Annotated in this window: 18 protein-coding genes; 11 read left to right on the top strand and 7 right to left on the bottom strand. The window is 61.4% G+C overall.

Annotation, left to right across the window (positions count from 1 at the left end; translation table 11 throughout):
• Positions 1-41: 41 nt before the first annotated feature.
• Genes GGR30_RS16085 through GGR30_RS16105 form a run of 5 tightly spaced genes read left to right on the top strand, consistent with a single transcriptional unit; the run spans position 42 to position 4,446 of the window.
• Positions 42-911, top strand: coding sequence for a carbohydrate ABC transporter permease (locus GGR30_RS16085; RefSeq protein ID WP_183488159.1), 870 nt, complete (start codon positions 42-44; stop codon positions 909-911).
• Positions 901-1,710 carry a carbohydrate ABC transporter permease gene (locus GGR30_RS16090; RefSeq protein ID WP_183488161.1) on the top strand — a complete coding sequence of 270 codons (810 nt, stop codon included), beginning with the start codon at positions 901-903 and terminating at the stop codon, positions 1,708-1,710. The genes GGR30_RS16085 and GGR30_RS16090 overlap by 11 nt, the downstream gene beginning before the upstream one ends.
• Positions 1,711-1,739: 29 nt before the next feature.
• Complete coding sequence (locus GGR30_RS16095) at positions 1,740-2,495, top strand: glycerophosphodiester phosphodiesterase family protein (RefSeq protein ID WP_343066512.1); 756 nt, start codon at positions 1,740-1,742, stop codon at positions 2,493-2,495.
• Positions 2,492-3,541, top strand: coding sequence for an ABC transporter ATP-binding protein (locus GGR30_RS16100; RefSeq protein WP_183488174.1), 1,050 nt, complete (start codon positions 2,492-2,494; stop codon positions 3,539-3,541). The genes GGR30_RS16095 and GGR30_RS16100 overlap by 4 nt, the downstream gene beginning before the upstream one ends.
• A 20-nt stretch (positions 3,542-3,561) precedes the next feature.
• Positions 3,562-4,446 carry a MurR/RpiR family transcriptional regulator gene (locus tag GGR30_RS16105; RefSeq protein WP_183488176.1) on the top strand — a complete coding sequence of 295 codons (885 nt, stop codon included), beginning with the start codon at positions 3,562-3,564 and terminating at the stop codon, positions 4,444-4,446.
• 273 nt (positions 4,447-4,719) lie between these two features.
• On the opposite strand, the gene GGR30_RS16110 is transcribed toward GGR30_RS16105, so the two are convergent.
• The 4 genes from GGR30_RS16110 to GGR30_RS16125 are packed head-to-tail and all read right to left on the bottom strand — an operon-like array spanning position 4,720 to position 8,517.
• Positions 4,720-5,166 (bottom strand): MaoC/PaaZ C-terminal domain-containing protein, encoded by a 447-nt coding sequence (locus GGR30_RS16110; RefSeq protein ID WP_183488178.1) that lies wholly within the window; start codon positions 5,164-5,166, stop codon positions 4,720-4,722.
• Positions 5,166-6,275, bottom strand: a complete 1,110-nt coding sequence (locus GGR30_RS16115) for an ABC transporter substrate-binding protein (RefSeq protein ID WP_183488305.1) — start codon at positions 6,273-6,275, stop codon at positions 5,166-5,168. The genes GGR30_RS16110 and GGR30_RS16115 overlap by 1 nt, the downstream gene beginning before the upstream one ends.
• Positions 6,276-6,292: 17 nt before the next feature.
• Positions 6,293-7,456, bottom strand: coding sequence for a CaiB/BaiF CoA transferase family protein (locus GGR30_RS16120; RefSeq protein WP_183488180.1), 1,164 nt, complete (start codon positions 7,454-7,456; stop codon positions 6,293-6,295).
• Positions 7,453-8,517: a Gfo/Idh/MocA family protein gene (locus tag GGR30_RS16125; RefSeq protein WP_183488182.1), complete on the bottom strand. Its 1,065-nt coding sequence runs from the start codon at positions 8,515-8,517 to the stop codon at positions 7,453-7,455. The genes GGR30_RS16120 and GGR30_RS16125 overlap by 4 nt, the downstream gene beginning before the upstream one ends.
• Before the next feature lie 267 nt (positions 8,518-8,784).
• Between GGR30_RS16125 and GGR30_RS16130 the strand changes: the two genes are divergently transcribed.
• Positions 8,785-9,117, top strand: a complete 333-nt coding sequence (locus GGR30_RS16130; protein WP_183488185.1) for a zinc ribbon domain-containing protein YjdM — start codon at positions 8,785-8,787, stop codon at positions 9,115-9,117.
• A 112-nt stretch (positions 9,118-9,229) separates the two neighbouring features.
• On the opposite strand, the gene GGR30_RS16135 is transcribed toward GGR30_RS16130, so the two are convergent.
• The 3 genes from GGR30_RS16135 to GGR30_RS16145 all read right to left on the bottom strand — a co-directional run bounded on the left by GGR30_RS16135 (position 9,230) and on the right by GGR30_RS16145 (position 11,260).
• Positions 9,230-9,559: an L-rhamnose mutarotase gene (locus GGR30_RS16135; RefSeq protein ID WP_183488187.1), complete on the bottom strand. Its 330-nt coding sequence runs from the start codon at positions 9,557-9,559 to the stop codon at positions 9,230-9,232.
• A 47-nt stretch (positions 9,560-9,606) separates the two neighbouring features.
• Positions 9,607-10,431, bottom strand: a complete 825-nt coding sequence (locus GGR30_RS16140) for an amidohydrolase family protein (protein ID WP_183488189.1) — start codon at positions 10,429-10,431, stop codon at positions 9,607-9,609.
• A 73-nt stretch (positions 10,432-10,504) separates the two neighbouring features.
• A complete protein-coding gene (locus GGR30_RS16145; protein ID WP_183488191.1) occupies positions 10,505-11,260 on the bottom strand; it encodes an IclR family transcriptional regulator in 756 nt (251 codons plus the stop codon).
• 189 nt (positions 11,261-11,449) lie between these two features.
• On the opposite strand from GGR30_RS16145, the gene GGR30_RS16150 reads away from it, so the two are divergent.
• The 5 genes from GGR30_RS16150 (at position 11,450) to GGR30_RS16170 (ending at position 16,851) form a co-directional block, all read left to right on the top strand.
• Complete coding sequence (locus GGR30_RS16150) at positions 11,450-12,772, top strand: ABC transporter substrate-binding protein (RefSeq protein ID WP_183488193.1); 1,323 nt, start codon at positions 11,450-11,452, stop codon at positions 12,770-12,772.
• A gap of 108 nt (positions 12,773-12,880) precedes the next feature.
• Positions 12,881-13,783 carry a carbohydrate ABC transporter permease gene (locus tag GGR30_RS16155; RefSeq protein ID WP_024706237.1) on the top strand — a complete coding sequence of 301 codons (903 nt, stop codon included), beginning with the start codon at positions 12,881-12,883 and terminating at the stop codon, positions 13,781-13,783.
• The gene (locus tag GGR30_RS16160) at positions 13,780-14,646 is read left to right on the top strand and encodes a carbohydrate ABC transporter permease (protein WP_246413953.1); all 867 of its coding nucleotides are present in this window, start codon (positions 13,780-13,782) and stop codon (positions 14,644-14,646) included. Before GGR30_RS16155 ends, GGR30_RS16160 begins: the two co-directional genes overlap by 4 nt.
• Positions 14,647-14,650: 4 nt before the next feature.
• Complete coding sequence (locus tag GGR30_RS16165; protein ID WP_183488195.1) at positions 14,651-15,742, top strand: sn-glycerol-3-phosphate ABC transporter ATP-binding protein UgpC; 1,092 nt, start codon at positions 14,651-14,653, stop codon at positions 15,740-15,742.
• Between the two features lie 2 nt (positions 15,743-15,744).
• Entirely contained in the window at positions 15,745-16,851 is a 1,107-nt protein-coding gene (locus tag GGR30_RS16170) for a mandelate racemase/muconate lactonizing enzyme family protein (RefSeq protein WP_183488197.1), read from the top strand.
• Positions 16,852-16,868 lie beyond the last annotated feature (17 nt).

Raw genomic sequence — 16,868 nt, forward strand, 5'->3', positions numbered from 1 at the left:
ATGACAAGCGCATTTCCGGCGCCTGTGCGAAAGTCCGCCCCATGCCGCGCAAGCTGACGCCCTATCTCTTCGTCCTGCCGCTGATCTCCTTCATCGCGGTCTTCACCTATATTCCGATTGCCACCAGTATCGATCTGAGCTTTCGGCAATGGGATTTCATGACCGCCGACAAGCCGTTTGTCGGGTTTGAGAATTACCGGATCCTGTTCAATTCCCGCGAGTTCTGGAATTCGGTGCGGGTGACTATGATCTTCGCCTTCGTCTCCGTGCCGATCCGCCTCGCGCTGGCGCTTTTGATTGCAAGCGCGTTGACGCGCGAGACCTTCTCACGGCGCATTCTGCGCGGCGCGCTGTTTCTGCCATCGGTGACCTCGACCGTTTCCATCGCCGTCGTGTTCTCATGGGTGTTCTCCACCGATTTCGGCATGGCGAATGGCGTGCTGGAGATGTTCGGCGTCGAGAAAATCCGCTGGATGCAGCGGCCGGATCTGGCGCTTGGCGTGCTGATCTTCATCAACACCTGGAAACAGCTCGGCTATGATATCGTCATCTATATTGCCGGCCTGCAGGCCATTCCGCAGGAGCTTTACGATGCGGCGGCCGTCGATGGCGGCAAGCGTCGTCATGTCTTCCGACGCGTCACCATCCCGCTTGTCATGCCGACGACTTACTTCCTGCTGGTGATCTCGGTGATCGAGGCGTTTCAGGTGTTTACCCTTGTCTCGGTGATGACCGAGGGCGGTCCGGCTGGCGCGACCGATCTTCTGGTCAACCTGCTTTACCGGATCGGCTTCACCTTCTTCGACATCGGACAGGGCTCGGCGCTTGCCGTGCTGCTCTTCATCCTCCTCATCGCGCTTGCCGTCATCAAGTCGCGCGTTCTCGGCCGGAAGGTGCATTATGAAGCCTGACAATCCCATTCTGGCCGGGTTGGCACTCCTGGCCGGGCTCATCTTCCTGTCGCCGGTTCTCTATTCGATCTGGATGTCGTTTCAGACTTCGACGGCCTACTACACCGGCACGGTCGATTTCACGCTCGGCAATTACCAGCTCGCCATCGGCCAGTATAATTTCGCGCGCTATCTGCTGAACAGTCTCATCGTCTCCGGCGCGGTCACGCTCATCGGCATCAGCTTTGCCACCATGGCCGCCTATGCCTTTGCCCGCTACAGCTTCTTCGGCTCGAACCTCTTGTTTGCCGCAACGGTGGCGACGCTGATGATCCCGAGCCATATCAGCCTGATCCCGAACTATCTGACGCTGGCGAAGGTCGGGCTGCTCGACAGCTATGCCGGCCTCATCCTGCCGGCGATCTCGAACGGCTTCGCCGCCTTCTTCCTGCGGCAATATATTCGCGGCATTCCGCGCGCGTTGGACGAGGCCGCCTATATGGATGGCGCATCGCCGCTGAAGGTCTTGTGGCGGGTGATCGTACCGATTGCCAAACCGGCCATTCTCTCCATGGGCCTCTACATCTTCATCACCGAGTGGAACAACTATATCTGGCCGCTCGTCGCCACCAGCCGAGAAGATCTTTACACGCTGCAGGTCGGCCTTGCCCGCCTCTACCGGATCAATCCGGGCGAGGGGCTGATCAACTGGCCACTGGTCATGGCGGCATCGGCCATTTCCATGCTGCCGGTCATTGCCGGCTTTGTTCTGGTCGAACGGCATCTGGTGCGCGGCATCACCATGGGCGCCGTCAAATGACGCGACATTTCATAAAAAAGGAAAAGACTGTGACACGCATTGCCTCCCATCGCGGCGGAACCCTGGACTATGGCGACAGCACCTTTGCGGGCTTTTCCGCAACGGCGGCGATGGATGTCGATGAGGTGGAATTCGACCTCCACCCGACCGCCGACGACCGCATCATCGTCAATCATGACGCAACGCTGGACCGAACCACCGACCGCACCGGCGTGATCGCCGAGATGAAGGCAGCGGATGTGCGCGCGGCGATTGTCAATCACGCCGCCGACGGGTTTCGTCATCCGCTGTTCGTCGAGGAGCTTTGCGACATCTTCAGGCTGAGCAAGGTCGCCTTCCGCTGCGAGATCAAGCCCGGCGCCGATGGCCGGCCTTACGAGAACTTCGTGCCGCAGGTGATTGCCGCGCTCGACAGGGCCGGCCGGCTGGAAACCACGGTGTTTTCGTCCTTCCTGCTAGAAAGTCTCGATGCTCTGAGAGAGGCAACCGAGCGGCCCGCGCTCTGGCTTGTCAGCCCGCCGGTTCTGACCCAGCTTGGCAGTCGCGGCGTGATCGAGATCGCCCGCAGCCGCGGCATTGGCGAGATCGCCGTCAATATCGACATGGCCGATGCCTTGCTGAAACAGCAGGCGGAAGACGCAGGCCTCGCCTTCGGCGCCTGGGCCGCGCACACCACCGCGCAGATCACCAGGGCCTTCGATCTCGGCCTCAAGGTGTTCACCACCGATCGGCCTCGGCTGGCGATCGACATACGTGATCAACGGACAAAGGAGGCCGCGCGATGAGCAGCATTTCCTTGAAAAACATCCGCAAGGCCTATGACAATGGCCCGACGGTGCTGCATGGCGTTTCGATGGATATACGCCCCGGTGAGTTCGTGGTCATCGTCGGCCCCTCCGGCTGCGGCAAGTCGACGCTTTTGCGCCTGATCGCTGGGCTCGAAGATTGCCGCGAGGGCGATATTGAAATCGACGGCAAGCGCGCCAACGACACCTCGCCGCAGGACCGCGATATCGCGATGATCTTCCAGAACTACGCGCTATACCCGCATATGAGCGTGCGCGAGAATATCGCCTTCGGGCTGGAACTGCGCGGCGTGGCCAAGAAGGAGCGCAATCGCCGGGCCGAAGAAGTTGCCGCCACGCTGCAGCTCACCCCCTATCTCGATCGCAAGCCCGCCGCCCTTTCCGGCGGGCAGCGTCAGCGCGTTGCCATGGGCCGGGCGATTGCGCGCGACACCTCGACCTTCCTGATGGACGAGCCGCTTTCCAATCTCGACAATGCGTTGCGCGTGGTCATGCGCCGCGAGATCAAGGAACTGCACAAGGCGCTGAAGGCGACCATCGTCTACGTCACCCACGACCAGACCGAGGCCTTGTCGCTTGCTGACAGGATCGCTGTGATGAAGGGCGGCTATCTGCAGCAGTTCGACACGCCAGAGGCGATCTATGACCAGCCTGCCAACCGTTTCGTTGCCTCATTCATCGGCGCGCCGGAGATGAATTTCCTTGATGCCGGCAATGTGCCCGGCGGCGTTGTGCCGGCAGGGCTGACGATCGGCCTGCGCTCCGATGCGCTGACGATCACGGCGACAAGACCGGAGGGCGTGGCGCTGCCGGCAAGCGTCACCTTGAGCGAAATGACGGGATCGGATGTCGTGCTTCATTGCGAAACGCCTGCGGGCCGGGTTACGCTGACGTGTCACCGCAGCGCGCTTCCGGGCGACCTTTCCGATTGCTGGATTGCCTGCGACATGAATGCGGCGCATTTCTTCGACGCGGAGACGGGCGCGCGCGTCGAAACGCAGCAGCAGGTTGTCTTGCAGGACTGAGGAAGACTTTAAGAGCCGACATGAACATACCCGATGGCATTCCCCAGCACCTGAGCGATCTCGTGGCGCTCAATTCCGAGCGTCTGACCCAGGCCGATACGCGGCTTCTCGACGTGCTTCTGCAAAACCCGCTGCGCGCGGCGCTGGAAAACGGCAAGGAGATCTCGACCCGCGCCGGGCTTCATCCCTCATCCGCCGTTCGGCTTGCCCGCCGTCTCGGGTTTGAAGGCTATCCGGAATTCCGCACCTTTCTGCAGAACAGCCTGGCAGGCGAGGGCGAGGACTTCGACAATGGCGCCGCCCGCGTCGCCGCCCGTCTCCTGCGCGCCGACGAGGGCGAACTGGTCTCCTCCGTCATCGACAGCGAGATCGCGGCTCTCGAGGCGGCCCGCAACAGCGTCGATGACCGGCAGATCCGAAAGTTCGCCGAAACGGTTCGCGACTGCCGCAAGGTCTTCATCATCGGCACGGGACATGCCGGTGCGCTTGCCCAGCTTCTGGGCCTCAGGCTCAACCGCTCCGGCTATGATGCGGTCGATCTGACAGCCACGCCGAACCAGATGCGCGAAAAGCTGATGACGATGACGGCCGATGATGTGCTCTGGCTCTTCGCCTTTCGCAAACTGCCGCCGCTGGTGCAGGATATCCGCACCGTTGCCGCCGAACGCGGCGCAACGACGCTTGCCGTGACCGATGTGCGGGGCGGCAGGTTTTCCCCGCCGCCGGAGCATCACATCACCATTTCGCGCGGCTCGCTCGGCCAGTCGCAATCGCTCGTCATCCCGATGACGGTCGCCAACACCGTGATCCTCGACCTTGCCGCCATCGACAACGGCCGCTCGATCCGCGCCATCGAGCAGTTCGACCGATTTCGCGAAGACGGCCCGCCGCTGAGCTGGGGGTAGGGCGATAAGATCGTGCTTTGCTGCGGGGCAATGATCTGATGATGTTGGGTCCCCGAGTGATTTGCCGCACCAATCTCCCCCCTTGAGGGGGAGATGTCGCGAACGCGACAGAGGGGGGTAACAGACCTCACCTCAGGCACTCTGCCGTCTTGCAGGTGTTTCACCCCCCTCTGCCCCTGTCAGGGCATCTCCCCCTCAAGGGGGGAGATCGGATGACCAGCGACTGGTGCTGTTCCGTCCCAGGCAGACAGGTATTATGGCGATCTCGCCGACTTACTTTTCGCGCCGCTCGACCAGATAGACATGGTCGCAGGCCATGACGACCTCTTCGCGCTGGTTCCAGACGCGGACCTCCTCGATCACCCGGCCATGGCCCGGCCGTTTCGGATCATCCTCGCAGCGGGCGATCGTCAGCACGGTGTGGATCGTATCGCCGATGAAGACGGGCTTCGGAAAGCGCAGCCGCTCATAGCCATAGGTGAAGGAAAGCGGGTTGATCTCGGATGCCGACAATCCGATGCCGATGGCAAAGGTCATGGTGCCGTGGGCGATGCGCTGGCCGAAGGGGTGATCCTTCATGAATTCCGTATCCATGTGATGCGGGAAAAAATCGCCCGTATGGCCCGCATGGACGACGAAATCCGTCTCGGTGATCGTCCGTCCATAGGTGCGGCGCTCCTCGCCGACCTTGATATCCTCGAAATGGCGTGGCCGCTCCATCAGAAACTCTCCTCGAACAATTTATTGATCCGCGCGATGGCCGCATGGGCGGTTGCCCCATCGCTGAGCGCCTCGTTAAGCGCATCGGAGGCTTCCGCCTGGAAACGCATGTAGCCGTTATGGCGCGGACGCAGGAACGACGTTTCCAGCGTTTGTCGCGTGTTGCGGTAGAAATCATGGGTCTTCGCGTTGACCGCTTCATCGGTCCAGCCGGCGTCATGACCGGGCTGCCCGCCGGCTTCCGGGTAGAGACCCGACTGAACCGCGCCGCCTGCGACCCAATAGGCATAGTCGATAGCGGCTTGCCTGTTTTCGGAAAACGCCGAGACGGCAATGCCGGTGCCGCCAAGCGCCGAGCCGCAGGGGCCGTTTTCGCCAAGTGCCAGAATGTCAGTGAAGGTCAGGCGTTGCGGACGGAAGCCGTCCATGGCGTAATTCACATAGCCGTAGATATAGGGTGAAAGGGCCGCCTTCGGCTCAGGCTCGGCCAGCGCTTCAAGCACGGCGATCGGGTCCATGGCAAAATTTTCCGCCGGCACCATGCTGGCCAGTTCGGCGAGTTTTTCATAGACGGCGATGCCGTCGTCAACGGCGATCAGCGGCGCTCGCGTTTCCGTCTGGCAGGGCGTGCCGGTATTGGCGGCGAGCGTATAAAAGGTCATCAGATTGTGCGGCGGGCGCAGCGGCAGCATGACGCGACCCTCGCAGGCAAGCGCGATCAGGCTGTCCCAGTCTTGCGGCAGCGCCGAAACCAGGTCCTCGCGGTAGGCCATCACCTGGGCAGCGGCATCCAGAGGGAAGGCCCATTGATGGCCGTGATAGTGGTAGCTCGGATAGGACGCGCCGACCGACCCCCTAGCAAGCGCATCCCGCTCGTCCTCGCGGCCGGGGACATCAAGCAGCGCCAGGCAGTTCTCGGCCGTGATCTGGCCCACATGCGGATGATCGATGACGATCATGTCGTATTGCCGGGCCAGTTCCTCGACCGGAAAACTCTCGAAATCCTGCAGGCTGCGCTTGTCCCACTCGATTGCGACGCCGGTCTTCTTCTGCCATTCGGCGGCACTTGCCACCATCGGATCATAGCCGCGCGGATGGCTCCAGGTCATGCCTTTCAGTTTGATCGTCACAGGCCGAACTCCGCTCTGATGGCATCGCTCTGCTCGCCGATTTTAGGCGCGGCGCGGTCGGTCTGCATGCGTTTGCCGTCGACCCTCAGCGGCGAGCGCGTGGTGCGGATCGAAACCCCGTCCTCGCGCGTCACCGTCTGCAGCATGTCGAGCACCTTGAAGCCGGCATGGTTCATCAGTTCCGGCCAGTCGAGCACCTTGGCGCACCAGACATCGGCGGGTTCGAGAATGGAGAGCCAGTGTTCCGTCGTTTCGGTGGCAAGGTGTTTGGCGATGATGCGCTTGATGTCGTCGCGCGCGGTAAACCAGAGGTCCGGCTTGCCGCGATAGGGCGCCAGATCATCGAGCTTCAGCACATCGGCCAACTGGTCGATCGGCATCATCGCAAGCGTCAGCCAGCCATCGGCGGTCTGATAGACGCCGTAGGGGGCGGAGAGATAGGCGTGGGCCGAGCGGAAGGCGGAACGCTTCGGCGGCCGCTCACCGTCATTGAGATGCGTCGTCAGAACCTCGAACTGGAAGTCGATCATGGCTTCCAGCAGGCTCGTTTCCACATGGGAACCCTTGCCCGTGCGGCCCTGCTTCACCAGCGCCGCGAGAACGCCCTGCGCGAGCGCGGCGCCCGCCAGCATGTCGGCAATGGCAAGGCCGAAGGGAACCGGTCCCTGGCCGTCATCGCCGTTCAGCCACATCACGCCGGAGCGCGCCTGCGCCAGAAGGTCCTGGCCCGGACGACTGACCCAGGGGCCCTCATCGCCATAGCCGGTGATCGAACCGTAGACGAGGCCGGGAAAGTCCTTCTTCAGCGTCTCGTAATCGAGCCCGATCCGCTTGATCACGCCGGGGCGGAAGTTCTGCAGCACCACATCCGCCTTGCCGATCAGCTTTTTCAGCGCGGCCAGGTCGTTCGGGTCCTTCATGTCCAGCGCGAGGCTTTCCTTGGAGCGGTTGATCGCGTGGAAAATCGTCGAATCGCCGCCGATCTCGGTGTCGGAGAGGTAAAGCCGGCGGGAAAGATCGCCGAGGCCGGGCCGCTCGATCTTGATCACGCGCGCGCCGAGGTCCTGCAGGCGCAGCGAACAATAGGGGCCGGAGAGAAACTGGCACATGTCGAGTACCAGCACGCCCGAAAGCGGCAGGTCAGTCTTGTCTGCGGTCATGGTTTTTCCTTGATCGGGGTCGCCGGGCGGGCGCTGCTCTCATAAGCGGCCTCGACCAGCGCCATGGTGTTCCATGCGTCCTCGACGCTTGTCAGAAGGGTGTCGTCCTTGCCGGCGATGAAACGCTGGAGATTGTTCATCACGCCGATGAAGGCGTGGGGAAACCAGGTGCCGGAAAGAGGGATCTCTTCCCAGTCGCCGCCCTTTTCGCAGAACCAGAGCTCGTCCGGCACGCCCTTGGGGTAGTCGAGATTGACGCCGAGCGTGGTGATGGCGACGCCCTTGGTGCCTTCGAAACGGAAATAGCAATCCTGGAATTTCGGGCCGAAATCATGATTGTGATTGACCGACATGACCGCGCGCACGGGCTCGGGATAATCGAGGATCGCCGATGTGCGCGACTGCGAAACCGTGGTGTCGGGATGGCCGAGGGTCTTTGCGTGGATGCCGCGCGGATCGCCGAGGAAATGGCGCATCAGGTCCAGATAATGGATCGAGTGCAGCAGGATCTCGACGCGCTCCATGCCCTTCAGGAACGGCCAGAGATGCCAGGGCGTCATGATGTTGGCGTGCAGTTCGACATCGACCAGTTCGCCCAGCGCGCCGCTCTTGTAAAGGTCATGGATCGCCAGCATCATCGGCGAGAAGCGAAGCTGGAAATTGACGGCGGCCGTCAACTTGCGCTCGCGGCAGGCTTTCAGGATCGCGGTCGCCTCTGCAAGGTCACGGCCCATCGGTTTTTGCAGAAGGGCGGGCGCCCCTTCCGGCAGTTTCTCGATCACGCCCTGATGAGCGACCGGCGGCAGCGCCAGATCGAAGACGGCGTTTTCCGTCGCGATCGCCTCCTCAAGGCTGGCAAAGGGCGTGATGTCCCAGTCGACGGCAACCTTGGCGGTGCGCTCGGCATCGAGATCGAACACGCCGGCGACCGGCAGGCCGGCCATGCGATAGGCGGGCAGATGGGCATCGGCGACGATTGAACCGCCTCCGATGATGACGATAGGGCGCGGCGAACCTGCCGCTGCCCAGCTTTGCGCCGGGCTGCGAGACGTTTTTGACAACCTGCTCCTCCTTCAGGTGAGAGCGTCATTCTTATGTGAAGAGATTATTCAAATTTGGATGGAATTCAAGGGGGCGCATTCGGCTCCGTGCGTTTTCCTTCCGGTCGCGGTCCTTGAGCGTGCTGCCGCGTAACTACGCGTCTCCACTCGACAGGCGTTCCTTTTCACACTACGAAGCCTTGTTTTCTCGACCATCGCAATATGCGCCGTGCAGTCTTCGTGGCGCCAATCCGGCTCACCGCAGCGCCAACAATCAAGAGGATGATCATGAGCGAATTGCCGCCCTGTCCCAAATGCCAGTCCGTTTACACATACGAAGACGGAGCGCTTTTGATCTGCCCTGAATGCGGGCACGAATGGACGCCGGGGACGGAAGAGAACGGCGAACCGGAATTCAAGGACGCCAATGGCAATCTGCTGGCCGATGGCGATACGGTCACCGTCATCAAGGACCTGAAGCTCAAGGGCTCAAGCCAGGTTCTCAAGGTCGGCACCAAGGTGAAGAACATCCGTCTTGTCGAAGGCGATCACAATATCGACTGCAAGATAGACGGTTTTGGCGCCATGAAGCTGAAATCGGAATTCGTGAAGAAGATCTGAGGCCCGCTCCGACAGGGGCCTCAGTTTTCTTGATGCCTCAGCCGCCATTGCTTCCGATTCGGCAATGGCGACGGATGACCGCGGCTTCGAACAGCCCAGTCCGTTGCAGCCCTCAGGCGAGATGGAAGACGTCTTCCATTTCGACCCACCATTCGCCTTCCTTGGCGGTGTCGAGCGGTTTCTGGCATGGCATGCAGACAGACCACCATTCTTGCGTCTTCGGATCGGCGGCCATCTTGGCCTGATCAGCCTCGTAGTCGTCGCCGGTATATTCGTAATAGGAAAACAGCAGGTTTTCCGGCTCGCGGAGAAAAATCGTGTAGTTCTGGATATTGCACTTCTTGATCATGTCCAGCACGTCCGGCCAGGCATTGGCGTGCAGTCGCTTGTACTCGTCAATCTTGTCGGCGTTGAGTTTGATCACCATTCCGATGCGCTGCATGGGTTCCTCCCTGTTTCAGCAATAAGATGAGGTCGCGTCGATGCCTTCTAGAGCCGGTAGACCTTCTCCGCATTGACGCTGAACAGTTTCTTCTGCTCGTCCGCGCTGGCATCCGCGACCAGTTCCTTCGACGCCGCGACCCAGTCCTCAAGGCTCGCGAACAGCGTGCACACCGGAAAGTCCGAACCCCAGACGACGCGGTCGAAGGTGAAGGTGTCGATGACGTGGCTGACATAGGGGCGCAGGCTTTCGACGCTCCAGTCCGCGCCGCCATAGGCGATCACGCCTGAGATTTTCGCCGTGACATTGGCGAGCCTTGCGATCTCACCGATATGATCGCGCCAGGGGTCCAGTCTGTCATTCTCGATGTCCGGCACGCCGCAATGGTCGAGCACGAACTGAACCTCCGGGCATTTCTGCGCCAGATCGATGGCGAGCGGAAGCTGCCGCGCGGCCACGCAGAGGTCGAAGGTCAGGTCGTGGGCTGCAAGCCGACGGATATTCTCGACAAAAATATCCGACTGGGAGAGCGCGTCCGGCATGATATGCAGCACGCGGCGCAGGCCCTTGACCCCATCGATTGCGGCGATGCGTTCCAGATAGGCGGCAAAGTCCGGACTTTCCGGCCGACCGGCGGCAATCGCGCCGGCAATCCTCTCATGAGCGCCGACGATGAAGGCGCTCTCGGCTTCCATGTCACCCTCCGCGACATCGACCTCCATGTGCAGCGCCTTTTCGATGCCGAGCCTTTCGGCGCGGGCGAAATAGTCTTCCGCCGTTGTCTGGCGGTCAAGGGCCGGGGCGTCCTTCAGCCAGGGATAGGAGAAGCGGTCCTTGTAGACGAGGTGGAGATGGGTATCGATGATGCGCATTTGGTCCTCCCTTGGCCCGCGCGGGCGTATTGCCTCGGTTTGCCCGGCCTTTTCGGGGCGGGCTGTCTAGATGTCAGTCCTCCGGCCGTCCCTTCGACAGGTTGGCGGCAGCCGCGCGCACCAGTTCAAGCGTATGGGCGCGGTCTTCGCTGCTGTCGCGGTCGAGGCGTTCCGTATAGGGCGAGGTGACGACCGCCATCACCGAGCCGAGCGGGCCGATGACGGGGGCCGAAAGGTTTGTGACGCCGGCGATCTGTTCCGACGGCATCATTGTGTAGCCGTCCCTGCGAATGCTTTCGAGCAGCGCCTCGACCTGCGGCGACATCGTCTCGCCCGCGCCCTTCAGCATCAGCGCCCGGTTCTCGGCCGACGAGAAGGCAAGGAAAACGAGGCCGGAGCCGGTCGAGGTCAGCTTGAGTTGAGTGCCGACACGAACGGCGAGCGTCCAGTAGCTCGGCGCGTCCACCTGGGCGACGACGACGGCGGCATTGCGGTCGAACACCACGAGATGGCACGACTGGCCCGATTCCTGCGCGACCTTCTGCAGAAGCGGGACCGCCTGGTTGACGAGCCGCCGCAGCGGCGGGCGGGCATGGACCAGCTCGAACATTTTCAGCGTGATCTCGTAACGGTCCTCCGGCGTGCGGCGGATATATTCGCGCCGGACCAGCCGGTCGAGCATGCGGTAGATCTCGTTTGGCGTGCGTCCGAGCGACTTGGCGATCTCCGCCTGGCTGAGCGCACCGTCCGTTTCCGCGAGCAGCTCGAAAATATCGAGTCCCTTGTCGAGCGCCGGAGCGCGGTAACGGTCGGATTCATCTGTTGCCATGGTCGATCCTCAAGCGGCGGGTAATCTTTTTCACCCTGAAAATGCAGCGAAGTTGCCGGTGTTCCTGTCCAATATCAAGAGCAGCGTTGACGGCCTCGCCGAAATGGTGCTTATATACGAATAGACTTTTCAAATATGGAGGATCAAGTCTTTTCTGGGCTTGAACGCGAGAGGAGGAGAATGATGCGAATGAAACTTCTGAAAGCGACGCTCGTCGCTTGCTGCGCCGTCGGCGGCCTTGCCGCATCGGCCCAGGCCGATGATTTCGACTATGGCAGCTTCCCGGACTATACGCTGAAGGTGAAGCTGATCGGCGGCACTCAGTATGAGAAGCTCTATACCCGTATCCCCGAATGGGAAGAAATGACGGGCGCCAAGGTCGAGATCGTTTCTTCGAAGAACCACTTCGATCTTGACCGCGAGATCAAGCAGGACATTGCCGCCGGCGGCATTTCCTGGTGCGTCGGCTCCAACCATACGAGCTTCGCCCCGCAATATGGCAATCTCTATATCGATCTGTCGGAGCACATTCCGCAGTCCGAGCTCGACAAATATGTCCAGGGCACGCTGAAGGCTTCCACGGTCGATGGCCGCCTCGTGCAGTTGCCGCGCGTCACCGACGTTTCCAACATCTACTACCGCAAGAGCCTTTATGCCGATCCGGCAAACCAGGCCGCGTGGAAAGAGAAGTATGGCACCGAACTGGCGCCGCCGAAGACCTTCGACGAGTTCCGCGACCAGGTGATCTTCTTCGCCGACCCGCCGAACCTCTACGGCACGGCCTTTGCCGGCAAGGACGAGGGCATGTCGGGCCGCTTCATGGAAATCCTCCGCGCCAATGGCGGCGATATGTTTGATGAGGACATGAAGCCGGTGTTCAATTCCGAGGCCGGCGTCGAGGCGCTGCAGTGGTTCATCGACATCTACGAGGCCGGTGCGGTTCCGGCCGGCACGGTCAACTACACCTGGGACGATATCGGCCAGGCCATGGCCGCCGGTCAGCTTGCCGTCGACCTCGACTGGCCGGGCTGGGCAGCCTTCTTCGCCGATCCGGAAGCCTCCAAGATCGCCGATGACCTCGGCTATGCGGTTTCGCCCGTCGGTTCGTCCGGCAAACGCGGCGGCTGGTCCGGCTCGCACTCCTTCTCGGTCACGCAGGACTGCGACAACAAGGACGCCGGCGTTTCCTTCGCCGTGTTCATGACCAATGACGAGAGCGAACTGATGGAAGCCATGGCCGGCAATCTGCCGACCCGCACGGCGACCTATGATGAAGTCGTCAAGTGGTTCAACGAGAACGGCAAGGAAAACCTCGCCGAGATGTTCACGGTGTGGAAGGGCTCGCTTGATGACGCCCGCACGCCGCCGCTCATTCCGGAGTGGATCCAGGTCTCCAACGTGTTGTGGCCCGAGCTGCAGGCGGCCATCGTCGGCGAGAAAACGGCACAGGAAGCCCTCGACGATGCCGCCGAGGAAGCGACCTACATCATGGAAGACGCGGGCTACTACTGATCCCGCTACCTCCCAAGGCATGACGTCGCCGGCCTTCGGGCCGGCGGCATTTGACCGGCCCCGGGGCCGGATATTCCTCCCATTCTTTTCAATTCTCGAAGGCGCGACATGAAGTTTTTCAGGTCTCCGCAGGCGACGCCCTACCTTCTGCTGCTGCCGGCCATCATCGTCATTCTGGCGGTCGTGCTGGTGCCGCTTCTCGTGTCGTTCTGGACGAGCTTCACCAGCTACAACCTGGTGCGTCCCGATTCCCTCTACAATTTCGTCGGACTGCGCAATTACGAACGGCTGATGGGCAATGACGACTTCTGGTGGGCCTTCGGGCGCACCGTCGTGTTCATCACCATTGCGCTCAACCTCGAAATGGTCATGGGTCTCGGGCTTGCGCTTCTGGTCAACCGCATCACCTGGGGCCAGCGCACCCTCAGAACCATCATGATGTTCCCGATGATGTTCTCGCCGATCCTCGTCGGCTTCCAGTTCAAATACCTGTTCAACGATTCCGTCGGTCTGGTGAACAATGCGCTGTTCGCGCTGAACCTGATCGAAAAACCGATCCCGTGGCTGGTCAATGGCTGGCTCGCCAACTTCTCGATCATCGTCGCCGAAATGTGGATGTCGACCTCGATCTTCGCCATCCTGCTGATGGCCGGCCTGCTGGCCATGCCGAAGGAGCCGATCGAGGCGGCCAAGGTGGACGGCTGCAACGCCATCCAGGTCTTCCGCCATATCACGTTGCCCTTCCTGATGCCGTTCATCTGGATCGCGATGACGATCCGCTCGCTCGACGTCGCGCGCGCCTATGACATGGTGAAGATCATGACCAATGGCGGGCCTGCGGGCCGCACGGAACTCATCTGGACGCTGATGACGCGGACCGGCTACCAGAACTCGCAGATGGGCATGGCGAATGCCATGGGCTATGTCTCCATCCTGCTGTCGATCGCCTTCACCATCATCTTCTACCGCAACCTTTCCAAGTCGCGGCTATTCATGGGAGGCGCACAATGAGTAGCGCAATGTCCATCGAAAAGCCCTGGCAGCGCTGGCTGTTCAGGATCACGCTGTTCATCGCCATGATGATCCTCGTCGTGCCCGGCGCCTGGGTGGTGATGACCGCCTTCCGTCCCAATGTCGAGGTCATGGCCCGCCCGCCGGTCTGGATCCCGCAGCAGTGGACGCTGAACAACTTTCTCGGCATTTTCGGGTTTTTGCCTGATCGCCAGCAGGGATTGCCTGTTCCGAGCTATTTCATCAACTCTCTGGTGATCTCGCTCACCTCCACCTTAGTGGCGATCCTCGTCGGCATGATGGGCGGCTATGCCTTTGCCCGCTATCGCTTCAAGGGCAAGGGTGCGCTGTTCCTCTCCTTCATGCTGTCGCGCACCGTGCCGGGCGTGGCGCTGTCGCTGCCGCTCTTCATCCTGTGGAGCAAGATCGGGCTGATCGATACCAAGTTCGGACTGATCCTGGTCTATATGGCGATCAACATCCCCTTCACCATCTGGCTGACGGACGGCTTCTTCCGCCAGATCCCGGCGGATCTTTCCGAGGCCGCCCAGATCGACGGCTGCACACGCTGGCAGGCCTTCTGGAAGGTGGAGTTCCCGCTCGCCCGTTCGGGCCTGGCGTCTGCCGGCATCTTTGCCTTTCTGACGGCATGGAACGAGTTCGCGCTGGCAAGCCAGCTCACCCGGACCACCGCGTCGAAGACCATGCCGGTCGGGCTGATGGATTTTACCGCCCAGTTCACCGTTGACTGGACCGGGATGAGCGCCATGGCGGTGCTGATCATCATTCCCGCGCTCATTCTCACCTTCATCGTACAAAAGCATCTGATTGCCGGACTGACGTTCGGTGGTGTGAAAGGATAATCCCGTGGCCGAAGTGCACCTTTCCAAAATCGTCAAGCGTTACGGATCGCTGGAAGTCGTTCACGGCATCGATCTTGAAGTCGCGCACAACGAATTTGTCGTTCTCGTCGGTCCCTCCGGCTGCGGCAAGTCGACGACGCTGCGCATGATCGCCGGGCTGGAGGAAATCTCCGGCGGCGAACTGAAGATCGGGGACCGCGTCGTCAATTCGCTTCCGCCCAGATCGCGCAATATCTCCATGGTGTTCCAGTCCTATGCGCTTTATCCGCACATGACCGTGCGCGAAAACCTCGGTTTCGGCCTGAAGATCGCCGGCATGACGCCGGAGGATATCAAGCCGCGCGTCGATGAGGCAGCCGGCATTCTGGGGCTGGAAAGCTTCATGGACCGCCTGCCGGCCAACCTGTCCGGCGGGCAGCGCCAGCGCGTGGCCATGGGCCGTGCCATTGTTCGCCACCCGGATGTCTTCCTGTTTGACGAGCCGCTGTCGAACCTTGACGCCAAGCTCCGTGGCCAGATGCGCGTCGAGATCAAGAAACTGCATCAGCGGGTCAAGACAACGGTCATCTACGTGACCCACGACCAGGTGGAGGCGATGACGCTTGCCGACCGGATCGTGATCATGCGCGATGGCTATGTGGAACAGGTCGGCACGCCGACCGAAGTGTTCGAAAACCCGGTCAATACCTTCGTTGCCGGCTTCATCGGCTCGCCGCCGATGAACCAGCTTGACGGCGTTGTCGAAAACGGCGCTGCGAGATTGAATGACGGTACGCTGGTGCCGTTGCCGGAAGATATCGCCGCAAGACTTTCCGACGGTCAGAAGGTCGTGGTCGGCTTCCGTCCGGATGCCTTTGCCCCCAAGGGCCATTCGCTGCACCCGGAAGACCGCTCGATCGAGATTTCGCTTCCGGTGGTGATCTCAGAGCCGCTTGGCACCGAGACCATCATCTTCACCGAGTTCGGCGGCAAGGAAGTGCAGGCCAAGATGCTTGATCCGCGTCCGCTGAACGATGGCGAAACGCTGACCTTCACCCTCGACCTCGAACGTCTGCACGTTTTCGACGGCGAGACCGGCAAGAGCCTGAGGGCCTGACAATGGCAAAGATCGTCCGTGCCGAACTGGTGATGGTGGATCTGAAGCCGAAGGTGACGCGGGTCGATGCGATCCAGTCTTTCGTCAGCCAGGAAACCCCGATCGTTCGCATCACCGATGCGGATGGCGTTACCGGCACGGGCTATTCCTATACGATCGGTACCGGCGGTCCGTCGGTGATGGCGCTTCTGGAGAAGACGCTGCTGCCGGCGATCATCGGCCGCGAGGCGCATGACATCGAGCACATCTGGCGTGATCTCTCCTTCCTGACCCATGCCACCACGGTCGGCGCGATCACCGCGATCGCGCTTGCCGCCATCGACACCGCGCTCTGGGACCTAAAGGCGGTGAAACTTGGCCTGCCGCTGCACAAGCTGGCCGGCGGGGCGAAGGACGAGATACCGCTTTACACAACGGAAGGCGGCTGGCTGCATCTGGAAACCGAAGCGCTTGTCGCCGATGCGATCGAAGCCAAGGCGAATGGATTCTCCGGCTGCAAGCTCAAGGTCGGTCGTCCGCTGTCGGAAGACGTCGCGCGGATTTCGGCGGTGCGCGAGGCTGTCGGCCCGGCGTTCGAGATTTTCACCGATGCCAACCAGGCCTTTGCCGTGGACGAGGCCGTGCGCCGGGCCGCCGCCTATCAGCGGCTTGATATCGGTTGGCTGGAAGAGCCGCTGCCGGCAGACGACATCGAGGGCCATGCGGTTCTCTCGCGCCACACGAGCGTGCCGGTTGCCGTCGGAGAAAGCCTTTATTCGGCGCTGCATTTCCGCGAATATCTGGAGCGGCGGGCCTGCTCCGTCATCCAGGTCGATGTCGGGCGCATCGGCGGCATCACGCCCTGGCTCAAGGTTGCGCATATGGCCGAATGCTTCAATGTCGCCGTGGCGCCGCATTTCCTGATGGAATTGCATGTTTCGCTGTGCGCGGCGGTCCCCAATGCGCGCTGGGTGGAATATATTCCGCAACTCGATGCGATCACGCTTGAGGGCATGACCATCCGTAATGGCCGCGCCATTCCTTCTTCCTCCCCGGGCCTTGGCATTGCCTGGGATTTCGAAGCCATCGGCCGCATGGCCGTCGAGGGTTCGCACAAGACAATCAACTGACGTTCAAGGGAGCGATC

Origin of the sequence: Martelella radicis, from assembly GCF_014196625.1 — a bacterium.
Lineage (GTDB): Bacteria > Pseudomonadota > Alphaproteobacteria > Rhizobiales > Rhizobiaceae > Martelella > Martelella radicis.